This window comes from Vibrio sp. 5S239 (assembly GCF_041439575.1).
Classification (GTDB): Bacteria; Pseudomonadota; Gammaproteobacteria; order Enterobacterales; family Vibrionaceae; genus Vibrio; species Vibrio kanaloae.
This window is the reverse complement of record NZ_JBGOOM010000029.1, coordinates 1-15,722: the sequence shown is the minus strand read 5'-3', so window position 1 is coordinate 15,722 and position 15,722 is coordinate 1. Positions and strand designations below refer to the sequence as shown.

The 15,722-nt window shown below is 43.3% G+C and carries 14 protein-coding genes and 1 riboswitch; of the genes, 10 read left to right on the top strand and 4 right to left on the bottom strand.

All coding sequences use genetic code 11. The annotated features are described in order from the left end of the window. Positions 1–10: 10 nt before the first annotated feature. A complete protein-coding gene (gene plsB, locus ACED48_RS18185; protein WP_017055512.1) occupies positions 11–2,434 on the bottom strand; it encodes a glycerol-3-phosphate 1-O-acyltransferase PlsB in 2,424 nt (807 codons plus the stop codon). 219 nt (positions 2,435–2,653) lie between these two features. Between plsB and ACED48_RS18180 the strand changes: the two genes are divergently transcribed. The 4 genes from ACED48_RS18180 (at position 2,654) to dinF (ending at position 6,180) form a co-directional block, all read left to right on the top strand. Then, positions 2,654–3,016, top strand: a complete 363-nt coding sequence (locus ACED48_RS18180) for a diacylglycerol kinase (protein ID WP_017055511.1) — start codon at positions 2,654–2,656, stop codon at positions 3,014–3,016. A 94-nt stretch (positions 3,017–3,110) separates the two neighbouring features. Further along, positions 3,111–3,731, top strand: coding sequence for a transcriptional repressor LexA (lexA, locus tag ACED48_RS18175; protein WP_029626861.1), 621 nt, complete (start codon positions 3,111–3,113; stop codon positions 3,729–3,731). A 97-nt stretch (positions 3,732–3,828) separates the two neighbouring features. Next, positions 3,829–4,707, top strand: a complete 879-nt coding sequence (locus ACED48_RS18170; RefSeq protein WP_017055510.1) for a class I SAM-dependent methyltransferase — start codon at positions 3,829–3,831, stop codon at positions 4,705–4,707. A 117-nt stretch (positions 4,708–4,824) separates the two neighbouring features. Next, positions 4,825–6,180, top strand: coding sequence for an MATE family efflux transporter DinF (dinF, locus tag ACED48_RS18165; protein ID WP_017055509.1), 1,356 nt, complete (start codon positions 4,825–4,827; stop codon positions 6,178–6,180). Between the two features lie 183 nt (positions 6,181–6,363). On the opposite strand, the gene sthA is transcribed toward dinF, so the two are convergent. Further along, complete coding sequence (sthA, locus tag ACED48_RS18160) at positions 6,364–7,764, bottom strand: Si-specific NAD(P)(+) transhydrogenase (protein ID WP_017055508.1); 1,401 nt, start codon at positions 7,762–7,764, stop codon at positions 6,364–6,366. Between the two features lie 309 nt (positions 7,765–8,073). On the opposite strand from sthA, the gene fabR reads away from it, so the two are divergent. The 3 genes from fabR to ACED48_RS18145 all read left to right on the top strand — a co-directional run bounded on the left by fabR (position 8,074) and on the right by ACED48_RS18145 (position 9,912). Next, the gene (fabR, locus tag ACED48_RS18155) at positions 8,074–8,715 is read left to right on the top strand and encodes an HTH-type transcriptional repressor FabR (protein WP_004736697.1); all 642 of its coding nucleotides are present in this window, start codon (positions 8,074–8,076) and stop codon (positions 8,713–8,715) included. Then, a complete protein-coding gene (locus tag ACED48_RS18150; protein ID WP_017055507.1) occupies positions 8,715–9,086 on the top strand; it encodes a YijD family membrane protein in 372 nt (123 codons plus the stop codon). The genes fabR and ACED48_RS18150 overlap by 1 nt, the downstream gene beginning before the upstream one ends. Positions 9,087–9,510: 424 nt before the next feature. Then, the gene (locus ACED48_RS18145; RefSeq protein WP_017055506.1) at positions 9,511–9,912 is read left to right on the top strand and encodes a VOC family protein; all 402 of its coding nucleotides are present in this window, start codon (positions 9,511–9,513) and stop codon (positions 9,910–9,912) included. A 66-nt stretch (positions 9,913–9,978) separates the two neighbouring features. Here the strand turns inward: ACED48_RS18145 and trmA are convergent, their stop codons facing one another. Further along, positions 9,979–11,088 carry a tRNA (uridine(54)-C5)-methyltransferase TrmA gene (gene trmA / locus ACED48_RS18140; RefSeq protein ID WP_017055505.1) on the bottom strand — a complete coding sequence of 370 codons (1,110 nt, stop codon included), beginning with the start codon at positions 11,086–11,088 and terminating at the stop codon, positions 9,979–9,981. A 155-nt stretch (positions 11,089–11,243) separates the two neighbouring features. After that, positions 11,244–11,448, top strand: a riboswitch (cobalamin riboswitch). Positions 11,449–11,487: 39 nt separating this feature from the next. On the opposite strand from trmA, the gene ACED48_RS18135 reads away from it, so the two are divergent. The 3 genes from ACED48_RS18135 to murI are packed head-to-tail and all read left to right on the top strand — an operon-like array spanning position 11,488 to position 14,889. Continuing rightward, positions 11,488–13,308, top strand: a complete 1,821-nt coding sequence (locus ACED48_RS18135; RefSeq protein ID WP_017055504.1) for a TonB-dependent receptor domain-containing protein — start codon at positions 11,488–11,490, stop codon at positions 13,306–13,308. A gap of 48 nt (positions 13,309–13,356) precedes the next feature. Next, complete coding sequence (locus tag ACED48_RS18130) at positions 13,357–14,022, top strand: ATPase (RefSeq protein ID WP_017055503.1); 666 nt, start codon at positions 13,357–13,359, stop codon at positions 14,020–14,022. A gap of 60 nt (positions 14,023–14,082) precedes the next feature. Further along, a complete protein-coding gene (gene murI, locus ACED48_RS18125) occupies positions 14,083–14,889 on the top strand; it encodes a glutamate racemase (protein ID WP_017055502.1) in 807 nt (268 codons plus the stop codon). Here murI and ACED48_RS18120 read toward each other — a convergent pair. Continuing rightward, entirely contained in the window at positions 14,852–15,304 is a 453-nt protein-coding gene (locus tag ACED48_RS18120) for an RNA-binding protein (RefSeq protein ID WP_017055501.1), read from the bottom strand. The genes murI and ACED48_RS18120 overlap by 38 nt on opposite strands. Positions 15,305–15,722: the final 418 nt, after the last annotated feature.

Here is a 15,722-nt window from a genome sequence, read left to right as displayed (position 1 = left end):
AGCTGAAAGATTACTCTACTTGGTGGATGCTCTCTTGAATCGTAATACGCACTTCTGGGTAAAGCATAGAGTAAAGAAGCTTAGCGAATTGCTGAGTCTTTTCTAAATCACAGTTACCATCGTTGTCTAGGTATTGCTGCTGTTTCAGTGTCGCGAACATCGATGCGAATACACCTTTGTCGAAGAACTCTGGAGCGTTGATACCATGTAAGCGACCAAGGCGCTGTGCAATGTCTTGGCTCTTTGTTTCCAGATCAGATTTATCCAGTTCAGGGTTTTCTGCCAATAGGTTTAGAGCAATAGAGTAGCGCTGCAGCGTTTCTGTAATCGTACGACCTAATAGCATCAGTGCTTGGCTGTTTGATTGGTTGATGGTGACTTCGTTGTTTGACACAACAAGCATACCTTGGCTGACTAGCTCTTCAATGATGTTTGAAACTACACCTTCAAGCTTGTCTTCGTCGTAGCTTAGGAACAACTCTTTCTTCAAGAACGGGTAGAGTGCCGCAACATTCTGTTGAATAGCTTCAATCGATAGACCACGTTGACGAATCGTCATTTGAGCAATTAACGACGGTAGAGCGAACAAGTGAATGATGTTGTTACGGTAGTACGTCATCAGAATGGATTGGTGACGATCGAGTGAAACTATATCGCCCATTGAATCTGATTCGATCAGGAACTTGTTTAGTGATTCAGCGTGTTTGACCAGATCTTCAGCGCTCTCTTTTGGTACCGTGAATGTATTAGAATAAGGTACATTTTTCAGTAAAGACAGGTAACAGTTGATCTGAGAAACCAAAGAGTCACGAGATAATGCACGTTGTCGTGAAGCGAGTAGAGCGGTTGCACAAAGAGTTAGAGCGTTGGTCGCTGCTGCATCATTAATATGCGTCATCATCTTAGTTGCCAAACCATTAACCACAGGGTTCATCCATTGTGGTTTACCAGCCCCCATTGGGTCTATATCTTTGGTCCACTCAGGTGCGTGTTCGTTTAGATATTGGTTCAGTTGGATCGGCTCACCGAAGTTGACATAACCTTTACCAAAGTTGCGCAGTTTACGCAGAGTTCGAATCACAAGGCTCGCGTTTTCTTTCTCTTTGCGCTTACCACGAAGCTCTTTGGCGTAGGTCGCTACTTCCATAACGTGTTCGTAGCCGATGTACACAGGAACCAAAGTAACTGGGCGGTTCATACCACGCAGCATGGCTTGGATTGTCATTGCTAACATGCCGGTTTTCGCTTGCAATAGACGGCCCGTACGAGAACGGCCACCTTCACTGAAGTATTCTACCGAGTAACCTTTTGCAAATAGCTCTGCTAGGTATTCACGGAAAATAGTTGAGTACAGCTTGTTGCCTTTGAAGCTACGACGAATAAAGAACGCACCACCATGGCGGAAAATAGGGCCAGCAGGGAAGAAGTTCAAGTTGATGCCCGCTGCGATGTGTGGAGGCACCATGCCTTCATGATATAAAACATAAGACAACAGTAGGTAGTCCATATGGCTACGGTGACAAGGTACATAAACGATTTCGTGGCCATCTTGAGCCAGCTTACGAACCGTTGAAGCGTTGCTGATATGCAGGCCTTGGTACAACTTATTCCATAGCCAACCAAGCACTTTCTCTCCACGCTTAATCAGTGAGTAAGAGAAATTAGCGGCAATCTCATCCATGATGTCTTGAGCTTCTTTGCTCGCTTTCTCGACCGAGATGTTCTTTGATTTGGCTTCATCTTCAATTGCCTTCTTGATCGCTTCTGACTTCAGTAGGCGGTTAAAAAGAGCTTGGCGGCTGGGTAGGTTCGGTCCTGATGCTGCTAACTTTTGGCGAGAGAAGTGAATACGCGCCACGCGCGCTAATTTATGCGCGATGGTGCTGTCGGTACCGTGAGAGTTAGCCATGTAACGTAAAGAAACCACAGGGCTAAATCGAACTAGGCAGTCACGGCCTGCCAGTAATACAGCTTTTGACTTCTCTAAGCCATTCATTGCTTGTAGGTAAGGCTTCTGGTTATTCTCTTTACCGGGTTTACGTCCCCACAGCACAGTGGCAGGGATAACTTGAACATCAAGCTCAGAGTCGTCGGCATGCAGTGAAAGCAGCTCCGAGAAAACTTCAATTGAAGAGCTTGGTACATAATCATCGTCTTGCAGTAAAGTTTTGCGAGAAGAGATAAAAACGTAGCGTTGCAGTGATTTACCGTTGATTTCAAGCTTGCTCAACGGATCAGGTAGTCCCAGTTCAAGTGCATGTTTTTGCAATGTAAGCATGTCTACACTTGAGCGAAACGGTAAGGCGTATACAATCGGTTTGCCTAAATCAATGTTCAAATCCTCAACTGGGTTTGAAGGGATTGATGTGCCTTTTACCAATAAGGATAAAGGTAGCTTCATTAATGAACGTGAAAAAGATTGTCCAGAAGACATATAGGTTCACTGCCTCAATAGTTATTTCAATGTGCTTAAGCGTATCGCTATTTCTATGATGAAAGGATAAATCCTATGAGTGAAATAGGGGGAAGCCTAGGCGTAAATTTAATCGATGCAAGAATACCAGAAACTGGTCTAACCTTTTAATGGAAATAGTCATATTGACGTTAAGTTTGTGGAAAATCATTCATCGACTGATTGAGTATAGAGTTAAAAATGACAAAGAAATCAAGTACAGGATTCAAACGTATCATCAAAGCTGCAGGCTTTTCATGGCAGGGCATCACGAGTTCGTTTAAAAACGAAGCTGCATTTCGACAAGAAGTGTTGCTGGCAGCTGTACTCATCCCACTGGCGTTTTACCTAGACGTAAGTCAGGTTGAGCGAATCTTGATGATCTCTGCCATCGTATTGGTGATGGTTGTCGAGCTAATAAATACTGCGATTGAAGCGGTCGTTGATCGGATTGGCAGTGAACATCATGAGTTATCTGGAATGGCAAAAGATGTCGGTTCGGCAGCGGTTTTTATCTGTTTAATGTTAGCGGGTTACGTCTGGCTAGAGGTATTGTTTTTGTAATTCGCTAAAAATGAACTAAAAACAACCAATTGCTTTGCTTTTGTTCAGTTACTGGATATACTCACAGTCAACTGTATAAAAAGACAGGTGAATCATGAAGCCGTTAACGCCCCGCCAGCAACAAGTCTTTAACCTTATCAAAAGTAAGATCGAAGATTCCGGAATGCCACCGACGCGTGCAGAAATTGCACGTGAATTAGGCTTCCGTTCTGCTAATGCAGCAGAAGAACATTTGAAAGCTCTTGCTCGTAAAGAAGCGATTGAGATTATCCCGGGTGCGTCTCGCGGTATTCGTATTTTGCTTGAAGATGCAGCAAACGAAGAACAAGGTTTACCACTCATCGGTCAGGTTGCCGCTGGTGAGCCTATTTTGGCTCAAGAGCATGTAGAAATGCATTACCAAGTTGACCCTGGCATGTTTAAACCACAAGCTGACTTCTTACTTCGTGTAAATGGCGAAAGTATGAAAGACATCGGTATTATGGATGGTGATTTATTAGCTGTTCATAAAACACAAGATGTACGCGATGGTCAGGTTGTCGTGGCTCGTGTCGATGATGATGTAACGGTAAAGCGCTTAGAACGTAAAGGTGCAACGGTTCTGTTACATGCTGAAAATGAAGAGTTTTCTCCAATCCATGTCGATCTAGAGTCTCAACACTTATCTATTGAAGGGCTTGCGGTTGGTATCATTCGCAACACCGACTGGATGTAATCAATGCAAATATCTTATTGATATTTATTCTCAATAACTTGTTATTGTAATTGATATTCATTATCATCTTCTTTGTCGAGATACAAGGAAGATGATGATGCCAAATCCAACCAAACCTCAAATTAAGCCGCTTATTCGTAAGCCGCGCTCCTTTGATCAAAAGGCTTATTCTGATCAAGGGTTTGCACATCAAGAATTTCAAGTTCCGACGAATCTCGTTCAACATCTTTGGTTTCGCAGCCGCGAAAGTCTTGCCGATGATGGTTTGGTTTATGATCCTATCGGAGCGCAAGCCTGTAAGCGTTGCCAATTGGCACCAGAATGTCTTACCGGTGAACTCGACCAACAACAACTCCTTTATGCGACGCTGACTCAACTTTGTGACTCTCAAGTTCAACAGTTCTTATCTCACAATCCAGATGCTTGGATTATTAACGTGGGAGCGGGGCTTGATACGCGTTTCTACCGTTTAGATAATGGCCGCTGTCATTGGGTAGAATTGGATGTAACTGAAAATCTAGTTTGGCGGCAACGCTTGTTCCACAAAAATGAACGCTATCGCTTGGAGTGTGGTTCTGTCGATGACCTAACTTGGTTGGATGAACTTAATATTCCAGAACAAGCCTCGGTGATGGTGGTGTGTGAACATGCTCTGCTCGATTGCAATGAACAGCAGGCGGCGAACTTCATTCAGTCTTTGAGCCGCTACTTTACTCATGCACATGCGTGTTTAGTGTTAGCTGGAGATAAAAGCTCAAGTACGTTGGGACAAAAGCTTGGTTCAGGAAAGTATGCTCATGGGTTGTCTTCACCAATAGACAGCGTTCTTAATTGGCTGCCATGGGCACAATGGGTAAAAGCGTTTTCTCCCCTAGACCAACAATGCAATCGTTGGAAATTGTGGCAGCGGCTTCTTTGTAAAATCTCTCAGGTCAAAAAGCGTTTAACGCCACAGTTAGTGCTCGTGAAATGGTAACCCTAGCGGTTCTGTATTTCGAGTAACTGAGCACATAGCCGGTATAAGTAAAATTCCACAACATAGTGAAAGCCCACCCACTAGGTTAAACTATCGCCTCTAATCTAAGAGGTGATCGTGAAGCTATTTAATCCCCAAACTATTTTTCAAACGCTATCCAATCAGGCGATGCACAAAAAAGTGTTGTTGCTCGCGATCCCGATGGTTCTCTCTAATATTACTGTTCCACTGCTGGGCTTAGTCGATGCGGCGGTTATCGGTCACCTCGAGCACTCTTGGTATTTAGGTGGTGTGGCGCTGGGCGGCACAATGATCAGCGTGACCTTTTGGTTGCTTGGTTTCCTGCGTATGTCGACAACAGGGCTAGCTGCACAATCTTATGGTGCGAATGATGGCAAGAAACTTGGTTTAGTCTTCGTTCAAGGCGTGACCATGGCCTTAGGGTTTGCTGGTGTCTTTTTGCTTTTACACAGTCTAGTCGCCGATTTAGTTTTCTCATTGAGTAGCGCCAGTGATCAAGTTAAGCACTATGGTCAGCAATATTTTTCAATCCGCGCCTGGAGTGCACCAGCCGCGCTGACTAACTTTGTGATTCTAGGTTGGCTGCTCGGGACTCAAAATGCCAAAGCGCCAATGTGGATGGTGATCATTACCAATATCACCAATATCGTTTTGGATATCGTTTTTGTTATCGGTTTAGGGTGTCAAGTGGAAGGTGCAGCATTGGCATCTGTAATGGCCGATTATGCCGGTCTAACATTTGGCTTGATTTGTGTTTACCGAATCTGGGCGAAGAAACAGTTACCATCGCCATGGGATCTGCTTAAGAAAACCAGCCAAGGTTTGAGTCGCTTCGTAAAACTGAATCGCGATATCTTCCTTCGTTCACTATGCCTACAAGCGACTTTCACTTTCATGACCTTCCAAGGTGCAAGCTTTGGCGATGATGTTGTTGCGGCCAATGCCGTGTTGATGAGTTTCTTGATGATCATCTCTTATGGGATGGATGGCTTTGCCTATGCAATGGAAGCGATGGTAGGTAAGTCGATAGGCGCGAAAGACAAAGATGAACTGAACCAGTCATTGATTGGTACTTTCTTCTGGAGCTTCAATATTTGTTTGGTACTGACCATAGCGTTCGCACTCGCTGGCTCGAGTTTGATTAATATGATCACTACCATTCCTGACGTGAAGAGCCAAGCCGAGGTGTATTTACCATGGTTAATCGCAATGCCATTGGTGTCTATGTGGTGCTTCTTGTTGGATGGTATTTTTGTTGGAGCAACCAAGGGCAAGGATATGCGCAATAGTATGTTTGTTGCGACCTGCAGTTTCTTCGCGATTTTCTATTTAGCATCAGGTTTAGAGAACCATGCACTGTGGTTAGCGATGCTGAGCTTTATGGCAATGCGCGGAATTGGTCTTGGTGTGTTGTTTGTTTCTCAGTGGAAGAAGGGGGAGTTTCTCGCTTAGCTCTGAGGGCTCTGTTTGTGGAGAGTAAATGAGGTTGTACAGGTAAAGGGGTATTTAGAACATCATGATCTAATTACGATCAATACCTTACTATTCAATACCTTAAATAAAAACAGCAAGCGCATGGCTTGCTGTTTATGTATTTGGCCTATGAGTGGTCAAATACTCCTATTGGTTCTTTATCTAGAATAAACGGTTGAGCCCGTTGAGTGCTGCAACACGATAAGCTTCCGCCATCGTTGGATAGTTAAAGGTCGTATTCACAAAGTACTCGATGGTATTTGCTTCACCTTTCTGTTCCATAATCGCTTGTCCGATATGGATGATTTCAGCGGCACGCTCACCAAACACGTGGATGCCTAAAATCTCTTTGGTTTCGCGATGGAACAGAATCTTCAAGCTACCAATGTCTTTACCCGCAATTTGAGCGCGAGCTAAGTGTTTGAATGAAGAGCGTCCCACTTCGTACGGCACTTTTGCAGCGGTTAACTCTTGCTCGGTTTTACCCACAGAGCTGATCTCAGGGATGGTGTAGATCCCTGTTGGGATGTCTTCAATCAGGTGGTGTTCTGCTTCACCTTTGACGATCGCTTGTGCGACAAATCGACCTTGGTCGTAAGCAGCACTCGCTAAGCTGGGGTAACCAATCACATCACCTACCGCGTAAACATGGTCAACGCTGGTTTGGTAATTGGTGTTTATGGATACTTGTCCACGAGAATCGGCTTCTAAGCCAACCGCACTAAGGTTCAGTTTATCGGTATTACCTGTTCGACCGTTGGCATACAGTAGGCAATCCGCACGCATTTTCTTGCCAGACTCTAGGTGAATGATAACGCCATCGTCCGTACCTTCAATTTTCTCAAAGGTTTCATCGTTACGAATCACAACACCGCTGTTCCAGAAGTGGTAAGAAAGCGCATCAGACGTTTCATTGTCTAGGAATGAGAGTAGGCGGTCACGAGTATTGATGAGATCGGTTTTTACACCTAAACCGCGGAAGATTGAGGCGTATTCACAGCCAATAACACCAGCGCCATAAATAATGATGTGTTGCGGGTCGTGCTTAAGAGAAAGAATCGAGTCGCTGTCATAGATACGTTCATGCAAGAAATCAACATTATCTGGCTGATAAGGTCGCGAACCCGTTGCGATTACAAACTTGTCAGCACTGTAATGTTCTTCTGTCCCATCGCTTTGCATGACAGAGATAGTGTTGGTATCGATAAAACGTGCAGAACCAAACACCAATGTACATTGGTTGCGATCATAAAAGCCCTGGCGCAGTCGAGTCTGTTTATCGATGACTGATTTAGCATGGCCCAGAATACTGGAGAAGGTAGAGTGGATGCTTTTGTTATTTTGACAAAACAGCGGGTTGCTGTTGAATTCAATAATACGACTTACAGCATGACGTAGTGCTTTGGAAGGAATGGTTCCCCAATGGGTGCAACCACCACCAACGCTGCTCTCTTTCTCAATGATCGCAACATTCAACCCTGCTTTGGTTAATCCCATCGCTGCCCCTTCTCCTCCGGGGCCACTACCAATTACGATTACATCAAAGTGGTTGGAGTGCGGCATAGATATCTTCCTTGTTATATTTAATTAACATTGCTTTAGTGAGATTTTAACTGATTCTGTTCTTGGGTACATGAAAAGGACATCAGAGAGTCGGTGGGATCACGCAGTGTTCTCAAAAAAATAACATTTGGTATGTTGTATGTCTCCAAATCACAGTGTGGAGATTGAAATTTTTTGTTCGAGCGTATTTACTTCGGTACGTGAACAAAGAGGTATGTTGAGTGCCTTATATAAATAAGTGATTCGCGTTATATTGAAGAGAGTATTAGACATGCCTGTTTAGGCTGTAAAAGAAGAATTTGATAAAGTATGAAACCAATGGGCATTCGCGCACAGCAAAAAGAAAAAACTCGTCGTAGCTTAATTGATGCAGCATTTAGCCAACTCAGCGCCGATCGTAGTTTTTCCAACCTAAGCTTGAGAGAAGTTGCTCGTGAGGCTGGAATAGCCCCAACTTCCTTTTATCGTCATTTCAAAGACATGGATGAGCTTGGCTTAACCATGGTTGATGAAGGTGGCTTACTGTTGCGTCAATTAATGCGTCAAGCTCGTCAGCGTATAGTAAAAGAAGGCAGTGTGATTCGCACATCGGTTGAAACCTTTATGGAATTCATTGAAAGCAGTCCAAACGTATTCAGACTGTTATTACGAGAGCGCTCAGGAACTTCATTTGAGTTTCGTGCTGCAGTAGCTCGTGAAATACAGCACTTCTCTGCTGAGTTAACCGAATATTTGATTACGACTGGCATGACAAGAGATGAAGCTTTTACTCAAGCTGAAGCCTCCGTCATATTGGTTTTTAACTCAGGGGCAGAAGCACTAGATTTAGATCGACGTCAGCGAGATGAATTGGCTGATCGCTTGATCATGCAATTGCGAATGATGGCCAAAGGGGCTTTTTGGTATCGTAAAGAACGTGAACGTAACCGATTAAAAGGCGGGATTGAATAATGTCGAATGAAAATAATACTGTAAACCGTGGTTCTGAAAGAAAAACACTCGTACTAGCTGTTGTTGCCGGTGTGTGTGGTGATGCGCTGTTATCTTGGGTCACAATGAGCGAAGTGGGCTTCTCTATTTTCCCGCTTATTGCTTTAGTGTTGACTGTACAAGCACTTTACCAGGAGTATCTAACTAACCCAGTCTCTGAAGATATTCCATTGGTAGGTTTAGCTTGCTTCTTTGTTGGTGCATTTGGCCACTCGGCTTTTGTCAAAGCACAACATCCTGATGCGGGCTCAAACTTTTTTGCGATTATTGTTGCGATGTTGCTGTTAGCTTGGGTAGGAAAAAAGCTCGGTTTTATCGGCAAAGCGACTTAAGCTGAATAACCTCAGCACTTCGCTTGGTAAATAGTGAAGGAAAGGCTTGGCTTTATCGTCAGGCCTTTTTTGTAGCTGGTGGTTAAGTCTTGCGGCACCGAGTTTGGTTTGTATTTAATCCCCTCATTCCCGCTTCGACCAACTCTCGGGGGCTTTCGATACGCCTGCGATACGTGATACATCTGAAATTGTTGCCATTGGTACTTCCTAAATACTTATAACCAAGTGTGACATAAAGAGTCTTAACAGTAACGGTTAACCGTTTTGAAAAGAACAATGTAGAACTAGAAGCCCACTGAAAGGAAAGGCTTTATTTACAATTAGATATCACGATTTAGCCCAGTAGTTTACTTATCCATTGTGATTTTTTTGTACGTAATGTTACCTATACTAGGGGAGTGTGCGTGTTACAAGGAGAAGCTGCATGATAGAGATAAAGGCCATTGACCATATTGTATTGCGGACTTCAAACCGTGAGGCGATGCTCTATTTTTACCAGCAGGTGCTGGGTTGTCTTATTGAAAGGGAATTGCCAGACTTAGGGTTGACGCAATTAAGGGCGGGGGAGTCAATCATTGACTTAGTCGTCGTCGATAGTGAGCTAGGAAAACTTGGCGGCAAGGCGCCGCAACAAGACGGGAGAAACCTCGACCATTTTTGTCTGCAAATAGCGGCTTTTGATGATCGAGAGTTGATCAATTATCTGCACAAACACGATATTAAAGTTAGCGAGTTTGCAGAGCGCTATGGTGCTCAAGGTTTTGGTTATTCTGCCTATATAGAAGATCCAGAAGGCAATGTGGTGGAGCTCAAACCACGGACTTGAAATTGGCGGTATAGCGATATCAAAAAAAAGCGCTCATCACGAGCGCTTAGAGGTTTGAATCATGATTTACGCTTTGCGTTCCAACATCACGCCCGCTTCCATATGGTGGGTGTAAGGGAACTGGTCGAACAGAGCAAAACGAGTAATGTCGTGTGTTTCGCTTAGAATGTCTAGGTTCTCTTTCAATGTCTCAGGGTTACAAGAGATGTACATGATGCGCTCGTAGCCTTGCACCATCTTACAAGTATCAACATCCATACCTGAACGCGGTGGATCAACAAAGATAGTGTTGCAGTTGTAGCTCTTAAGATCGATGTTCGCCTGTTGCAGACGGCGGAATTCACGCTTACCTTCCATTGCTACGGTAAAATCTTCCGCAGACATACGAATGATCTGAACATTATCAATCTTGTTCGCCGCAATGTTGTACTGAGCAGATTCAACAGATGGCTTCGCTAGTTCAGTTGCTAGTACACGCTCAAAGTTTTGTGCCAGTGCTAATGAGAAGTTACCGTTACCACAGTAAAGTTCTAGCAAGTCACCTTTGCTGTCTTGAGTACAGTCGACAGCCCATTCCAGCATTTTCTCTGCTACTTTACCGTTTGGTTGAGTAAAGCTGTTTTCTACTTGTTGGTAGATGTAGCTGTCACCATTCACGTCTAGCTTTTCAATTACGTAGTCGCGGTCTAGTACGATTTTCATCTTACGCGCACGGCCAATCAGGTTTAGGTTAAAACCTTCATCGTTCAATTGCTGTTTTAGCGCTTTAGCATCTTGAATCCATTGCTCACCCAACTGACGGTGGTAAAGCAGTGACACCAAAATCTCACCGCTTAACGTAGAAAGGAAGTCTACTTGGAATAGCTTGTGGCGTAGAGAGTGGTTGCTCTTCATTGCATCCGTTAATAGAGGCATTAGATCGTTGATAAGACGACTAGCCGCAGGAAACTGGTCTACGCGGTATTTTTCTTTGGTTTCTTGATTGAACATGACGTAATACATATCGTCACCTTCATGCCACACGCGGAATTCAGCACGCATGCGGTAGTGTTGTTCTGGAGATTCATACACTTCCAGCTCAGGCACATCATATTGTGAGAACATTTCAGTAAGACGTTCAGTCTTTTCTGCGAGCTGTTCTTGGTAGCGTTGCGGGTTTACATCTAAATTCGCCATTGTTATGCCTTTTGCTGTCGTGCTTTTAAATCAAGAGCGCAGATTTTATTCAATCACAGGCGCTTGTCCAGTGTTGAGAGCTATTCAATATAAAATCGACCTTGAAAACTATAGCTTATAACTATCTTAGACTAGACAAATGATTCATAGGTTAATACTATCTCCGACAAGCTGGTGCCATTTGGATGTATAGATGGCTGAAGAGGGAATCTGGTGTGAATCCAGAACTGACGCGCAGCGGTAAAAGAGAACGAATATTCATAAGACACTGCAAATAGCTTTTTGTGGGAAGTCGAATATTAGGTAACCATAAGGTTGTGCTCTTGAGTCCGAATACCTGCCAGCGGCTAAGCCACACAATGTGGTTTGGTAGGACTTTACGCGATTTAGGATCACAACATGAACAAATCCCTTTTAGCGGTTGCTGTAGCATCGCTGCTTTCACCTATCTCCCCGTTACACGCCCAAGAAGCCTCTGCCGATGAAACCATGGTGGTTACGGCTAACCGTTTTGAGCAACCTCTAAGTGATGTTATTGCTTCTACTACCGTTATTTCAAAACAAGAAATAGAAGAAACCCAAGCTAAATCTTTAGTGGATGTTTTGAAACGAGTACCTGGTGTTGAAGTTTCTCAAAATGGCGGACGTGGACACAGTGCCTCTGTTTTTATGCGCGGATATAATAGCGATCAAGTATTGTTTCTTGTCGATGGTGTTCGTATTGACTCTGCAGCGGGCGGTATTAGCTTCAATCACATCCCTGTAGGTATTATTGAGAGAGTAGAAGTGATTCGTGGCTCTGGTGGTGCTTTATATGGATCAGATGCGATAGCGGGTGTGATTAACGTTATTACTGAGTCTGCTCATTCGACTGAATCGACAATGATAGCGGTTGGAGCTGGCAGTGATGCTCAAAAGGAAGCTAATTTCTCAACGACTCGAAAATTGTCGAACGGCGGAACATTGAAACTCGCTGGCGGTTTTGATGGGACTGAAGGTTACGATATTAAAGACCCGGCCACTGGTCTTAATTATGGCTATGAAAGCCAAAATCTTTTTGCGTCATACTCACAGCCGATCAATGAGGCCTTTACTGGCACAGCATCTGTACGTTGGTTTGATAGTCTAACTGAGTATGACTCGGGTGGTAAGAACTACGGCTACTCTGAGAACTTGAGCGTGACAGCCGCTGTTGATTATAAAGGTGATAACTTAAGTTCTACCTTTAGAGCTAATCAGCAGGCAATCGAAAACCTAGACTATTCACAAGCTCAAGGTAAAGACAATGCTGGTACAAAGAAGAAAATAGATCTGACGAACCTGCAGTTCTTAAATCAGTATTACTTTAATGAGAACGTATCTGTTGGTGCTGGTGCCGACTGGCGTAGAGAAAAACTTGATGATGATGCTCTGTCATATGGCTTTCCAGATGCACTAGCAGGAGAATCTCGTGATACGACGGGCGTCTACGTTTCTTCTGAACTTCGATTTGGTGATGTTCAAATTGTAGGTAGTGTACGTAACGATAAACACGACACATACGACAACCACACTACATGGTCTTTAGGTACTCGCTATTACCTAACAGAAAATCACTCACTTAGAGCGGCTGCTGGTACATCATTTAAAGCTCCGAGCTATTCTGATCTGACAACAAACTCAGACCTGAAGCCTGAAGAAGCCGAAAATCGCGAAATTGGATACACCGGTGAATTCGATTTATTCAAGCTGGATGTGACTGCATACGATAATGAAGTCTATAACTTAATTATTTGGTATGAAGGTAGCCCATCTTGGTATCCTCAAAACGTAGATGCAAAACTTAAAGGTTTAGAAATCACAGGTAATTTTGACACGTGGTTTATCCATCACACGGTTGTTGCTGAGTTTAAAGATCATAAAGACTCTGCGGGCAACAAATTAGCGAAGCGTGCTGATGAAAACTACAAGTGGTTGATGGATGCTTCATATGAAGATTTTGATGTGAACCTTACTTATACATACACGGGTGATAGAGCGGGTAATCCAAAAGAAACAACCGATCCAGATAATATTTTGCCATCAGTGAGCTTGTGGGATGTTTCTGTGGGGTACTGGATCTCCCCTGAGCTAGTTGTCCGTGGTCGAGTTGATAACTTAACTAATGAGAAATACCAAACAACGCTAGGATATAACGCTCCTGAACGCAGGTACTTTGCTAATCTAGCTTACCAATTCTAATTTACACCTAAACCGCCTCCGGGCGGTTTTTTCTTATTGGGTATATCAATGAAAAAGAAAGTCGTCATAAGTTGGTCGTCAGGTAAAGACTCGACATTAACGTTAGAGCGTCTACTTGAAAGCTCCGAATATGAAGTTGTTGCTCTCTATACGACGTATGTTGGAGATGAAGTTCCTTTCCAAGTAACTCCAATCGAGGTTGTCGAAATGCAGGCAACATTGATTGGGGTGCCATTAATCACGATTGAGCTTCCAGAAGTGTTTCCTAGTAATGAGATTTATCAAAGTACTATTGTCTCCGCACTTAAAGGTTCTGGTTTATCAATTGATGCAGTCGCGTTTGGAGACATGTTCTGTAATGGCATTGCCGATTATCGAAGAAGCTATATAGAACCAGCGGGTTGGGAGTGTGTATTTCCTCTAATGGGAGAGAGCAATCAGGCACTTGCGAGTGAAATAATAGACAGAGGAATCGAAACCTTTCTCGTCACAGTCGATAACGATGCATTGGACATGGGCTATTGCGGGAAAGAATACACGCTTGAGCTAATAGACAGCTTACCGAGTTATGTCGATCCATGTGGCGAAGATGGCGAGTTCCATACCTTAGTAACGTCAGCGCCATGCTTTAAAGGAAAGCTTAAGATAGAGCTAGAAAATGTAGAGCAGGGTGAGCGCTTTGTGCATCAACGCTACCGAGCTTGCATTATGTAGAGTGATGATTGGCGAAAACTAAGTGAAGAGGTATCATTGCTGCGGAACTTATTACAGGTAATGGTTGTGTCGGAAAGCATACAAAAAAACATATTGGTCTTTGATTCTGGAGTTGGCGGTCTGTCTGTATATAAAGAGATAAGCCAGTTACTACCCGATCACAACTATATCTATGTATTCGATAACGAGGCTTACCCATACGGTGAGCTTGATCAACAAGTACTTATTAGCAGAGTTCAAAGTATCGTTACCAGTTTTGTGGCTAGCCACGCGATTGATATTGTGGTGATAGCTTGTAATACAGCAAGTACGATTGTATTACCTACACTTCGTGCTAGTAACCTAATCCCTATTGTTGGGGTTGTTCCGGCAATCAAGCCAGCCTCGTTACTTGCTAATAAAGCGGTTGGCCTTATTGCGACACCCGCGACGATTACTCGTGAATACACACACGAGCTCATCGACAACTTCTCGAGTAATAAAAGAGTAGAGCTATTGGGTTCTACTCGGCTGGTGGATATGGCCGAAGATAAACTCAGAGGTGAGGAGGTTAGCCTTGAAGAGTTACAGCAGATCCTTCAACCGATGATCAATACCATTGATGTGGCTGTATTAGGGTGTACCCATTTCCCACTGATCAAATCAGAGATTCAACAAGTACTAGGTGAAAGTGTAGTGCTGATAGATTCTGGTAAAGCGATAGCTAAACGGGTTCAAGATTTGTTGGGTTTGGAAAGCATTACTAAAGAAGGGGGAATGCGTGAGGTTTTTTGTAGTGCACTTCCTAAAAAAGAAAGTGCACTAAATAGTATGTTAAAGCAGTTAGGGTTTAGCTCAGTTCAGATTCGTCCGCTTCAGGATGTTTAGGATCATTTGCAACGCGTACTTTTAAAGTTCGTTGCATGTAATCTTTATCGTTAAGTGCAGAGATTGCATGATTCACATCATTACTTGCCATAACAACAAATCCAAAGCCTCTTCTTTTACCAGTACGTTTGTCTTTCATTAAACGTACTGCAAATACTTCACCATGCTCAGAGAATAATTCACGTACATGTGATTCGTTCGCTTTGTATGGAAGGTTACCTACATAAAGTGTTTTGGTTGAAGCCTTAGGTTCTGAATCTGATTTTGAGTCGGTGCTTGAAAAGTTAACAACAAAAGCGGAAGCCAAGACACCAAGGATAAAGGTAATTGCAGGCGATATATCTACCTGAGAGAAAATAATGCCACCTAGAACAGCTAGTGCGACAATTAACAACATCGATTTTTTTGAGTTCATATCGGAATACTACATATTAATAAACGAAATAGACACATCTACTCTTAACAAAATAGATACATGAATCTTACGTTCATGGCTTCCATTTTTCCAATGTATTGCTGTGATACGTCTCAAATGTTTAGTTTTTATTCGAAAAATGCGGATCTGGTGGCTTTTTAGGCGAACAAAACTTTTATTTAAAAAAGCCCTTGTGCTCTATGTCGATCTCTCTATAATGCCGCCTCACCGACACGGAGTGAGACGAAAGTCACACAGTGAAATCGGTAGAGAAAGAAGAGTTTAAAATAACCCTTGACTCTCTAAGTGGTGCAGGTATAGTACGCACCCCTAGCGATTGAGATGTAAATCACAAAACGCTAGCGCTCTTTAACAATTTAAACCTATCAATCTGTGTGGGCACTCGTTGATGAATATC